This window comes from Brevibacillus nigriterrae, assembly GCF_049846925.1.
Lineage (GTDB): Bacteria > Bacillota > Bacilli > Brevibacillales > Brevibacillaceae > Brevibacillus_H.
The window spans coordinates 1-3,281 of record NZ_JBNCMT010000011.1; the positions used below are offsets into that span (position 1 = coordinate 1).

The following is a 3,281-nucleotide window of genomic DNA, read 5'->3' on the forward strand; positions in this document are numbered from 1 at the left end:
CCGAAGACCCTCGCTCGACTTGCATGTATTAGGCACGCCGCCAGCGTTCGTCCTGAGCCAGGATCAAACTCTCCAATAAAGTTGAGTTGATTCTAAACTACAAAACAATTCACTTGGCTAGTGTTTTGATTCACTATAAAACGCTTTATTGTTCAGTTTTCAAAGAGCATTTTCGAGTCATCAACCGTTCAGATTTCACAATTTGAAACTCAGAACAGCGACCTTTTTAATTTACCACATTGCCCGGTTAATATCAAGTGGTATTTTTTTCATCAGCCTCATGAACAACCGTGTTCCGAAGTGACGTTTTTTAATATAGCATTTCACCCACAAAATAGTCAATACTTATTTTAAGAATTTTATTCATGAGCAACAAACCCTTGTTCTACTAACACGTCTGCCACCTGTTTTAACGGAATCACTCGGATAAAAGAGCGCTTTACCATCTTATCAAGCAATAAAGTTAACTCTTCTTCTCCTAACCCTATCTCAGGATGATCCAGCAATTCACGAAATGACCAAGGACCGTTCCGCGTTTTCATTAGATCAGTCACATGTGCAGTAGCATCTTTCATTTTTGACATAATGTGAAATTCAATTGGTAAAAGCAGAAGTTCAATTCGCTTTTCCAGCGATTCAGAGCTCTCCACTAACTCTTCGTATAACTTATAGACTGTCGAATCTATTTGTTTTACTTGATTCCATAGAAACGGCCCCGGGTGTTGTTTTGCTTCATATACAACTAATCTAGACCAACTATTTAACGCATTCAGGACAGCTTGATAGGCTTCGAGAGCGTAACCACGTTGCAAAAACTCTTTCGCTTCAAAATAATACCGAAGAAACGATGAGTACTCCATGCAAACAAACTTCTTCTGAATTGGATAAGGCAATTTTGTCAGCCTATCGCGATTGTTCTCCCAATAAGCCAACCGGTCTGAAATGATTTGGGCATTCTGTAACATGGAAAATAACATATGGTTGCCGATCTGCATAACCAACTTTTCAAAATGCCATTGATGAAGGCGATGTTCTACTACCTTTATATCCCCGTGCAAGTAATAATTAGTTTCCCAGTTCCGTTCTGCTTTATTTACAATCACTAAGTAAACAAGGTCTGCACCATCGAGATTGAAGCTGCATGCTTTCTTTTGATCGATCAATAACACTGTCAAAACTGTCTCATGTTGAGATACTCGTTCGAAATAATCATGCAAACTCCAAGTCATCCGTACACCCCCATTCTCTTAATTGGCATATGGATTCTACGTTTCAGAGACTCTTTCCTGCAAAGAATTCCTTGATTTGCACATTAGACAGGTTCTTATTTTTCAATCTTCTATGCTATACTTGGTATTTAGCGGATAAGTTGACCCCCTGCTAGTAACAGCTTAGTGACAACCAGTTTCTAAGGAGGATTCATTTTGATGAAAAACTATGATCGTGTCAGCAAAATAAAGCGCATGCGTACATGGGCAAACTGGAACATGATTATCGGTATTGTTCTCATGTATGTTGGTTATATCTTATTTAATGGCTATGTGTTACCTGGCCTCAAAGGTAACTTCATGTTCATGGCTGTTCTGCTTATTATTGGATTTCTGTTGATGATGACTAGCACGGTTTTGTTCATGATTTCGGGAATGATTTCCACTTCAGCTCCACAAGTCGAGTGCCCAAGCTGCAAAAAAGTAACCAAGATGCTAGGAAAACAGGATGCGTGCATGTTCTGTGGACAACCGCTGCAACTTGACGATAATGAACCGGCACCGACGCAAAAACCCGTCTAAACCAAACCAAAAACCACCTGCTCCCCAAAACGGTCAGGTGGTTTTCTACTTTATATCCTCTATTGTTGATGCAGATGCTCTTTGATTGTTCCCCATACTTCAGGCTTCTCAAATCCTCTTCTCCACGCAGCAATTCCAGCCAGATCATATTGGTGAACTAACTGAATCCGCTTTTGGATGGAACCTTCGTCTTCAAGCCAGACCTTGTACGTCGCACCATCAGCCGGGTCGGTGTAGCTTGCAAATTTCTGTCCCGTTTTGGCATCATAAACAGGTTTGATATTTCGTTCAGCAAGCCAGCTCTCGATTTTGGGCATCGAGTAGGCTTTGGAAGTAACTTTGATCGTACCGTCTGCTTGTTTCTCTTCTTTCCACAATCTCGTATAGAACGGCACGCCGAGCAACAATTTTTTCTTAGGTATTTCACTTAAAAGCGCCTTTACCCCCGCCTCTGTCCAAGGCAACGAAGCAACAGATCCAGCAACCGGACTGGAAGCCCAATGCTCGTCATAAGTCATCACAGCCATGTAGTCTACAATGCTGGCAAGAGCGGCACGGTCATAAAACTTGGACCACCTGTCACTATCTGACTTGATGGTAACATCCATAGAAACGGTCAACTTCTGTTCATGAAGGTATGGTGTGAGCTCCCGAACCAATTGGACCAACAGCTCTTTATCTTTCAGATACACATTTTCAAAATCAAGGTTAATCCCATCCAGGTTATACATGTTGGCGTACTGGACAACTTGCCGGATAAACTTGTCACGCATACGGAAATCACTGAGTAAAGCGTGGGTAAAATCCGGGTTAAAGCCATTCGAAACGAGACCCCACACTTGATATCCTCTCGAATGGGCCCATTTCACGTACCCTGCATCTGCTTTATTGCCTAGAGTCGCCTGATTATCCACCAACTCGAACCAGGTAGGCGAAACAACGTGAAGTCCCTGAATTGCTGGAATTTCAGCAACATTAGGATTTTTCGAGACAACATGTTCCCATGCCAGACTGATTTTTTCCCCAAGCGGCTTCCACGGCGCATTCACCTTTTCCTCAGGTGTCTGAACCGTTACCTTGCGAAGTTCGGATAACATGACAAGTTCTTTTGGCAGATAACCCATCAGTCCGTCTGCGGTTTGTACATAATACCAGCCGCCCTCTTCCTTGAAGATGTCCACAGTTGTTCCTGATTGCAGATCAGCTACTACAGGATGTTTTTGGTCAAAGCCCGTTCTGAGATAAACCGGCTGTTCGGATTGATCTGGAAGCTGGGCCAGTTTTCCTTGTTGTATGGAGTCTCCACTTTTTTCAACGATAACAACCTGTGTGGATGGTACGTGCTTCATCTGGAATGGATACAATTTTTCGAGCGGAAGATAAGGAACGTACTTCTTTCCCTCATTCACTTGAACGGGAACCCGCAAATTCACCGGTGTTTTATTTAAGTACGCCACAAGCTTGTCATTTTCCATACGCAAGACCTTATCT

General features: G+C 42.5%; 3 protein-coding genes and 1 rRNA gene. 1 reads left to right on the forward strand and 3 read right to left on the reverse strand.

What is annotated here, in order from left to right:
* Positions 1–79 (reverse strand): 16S ribosomal RNA (locus ACPW7N_RS09995); the annotation flags it as partial.
* Between the two features lie 280 nt (positions 80–359).
* Complete coding sequence (locus tag ACPW7N_RS10000) at positions 360–1,229, reverse strand: nucleotidyltransferase-like protein (RefSeq protein WP_425650923.1); 870 nt, start codon at positions 1,227–1,229, stop codon at positions 360–362.
* A gap of 198 nt (positions 1,230–1,427) precedes the next feature.
* On the opposite strand from ACPW7N_RS10000, the gene ACPW7N_RS10005 reads away from it, so the two are divergent.
* Positions 1,428–1,790, forward strand: a complete 363-nt coding sequence (locus tag ACPW7N_RS10005; protein ID WP_425650924.1) for a DUF2614 family zinc ribbon-containing protein — start codon at positions 1,428–1,430, stop codon at positions 1,788–1,790.
* A 59-nt stretch (positions 1,791–1,849) separates the two neighbouring features.
* Here the strand turns inward: ACPW7N_RS10005 and ACPW7N_RS10010 are convergent.
* Positions 1,850–3,281, reverse strand: a 1,432-nt coding sequence (locus ACPW7N_RS10010; protein WP_425650925.1) for a glycosyl hydrolase family 18 protein, incomplete at its 5' end; no start/stop codon positions are given.

Bases quoted from the DNA above. Each gene is read 5' to 3' on its own strand.
- ACPW7N_RS10000 (WP_425650923.1), bottom strand. From the start codon at position 1,229: ATGACTTGGAGTTTGCATGATTATTTCGAACGAGTATCTCAACATGAG.
- ACPW7N_RS10005 (WP_425650924.1), top strand. From the start codon at position 1,428: ATGAAAAACTATGATCGTGTCAGCAAAATAAAGCGCATGCGTACATGG.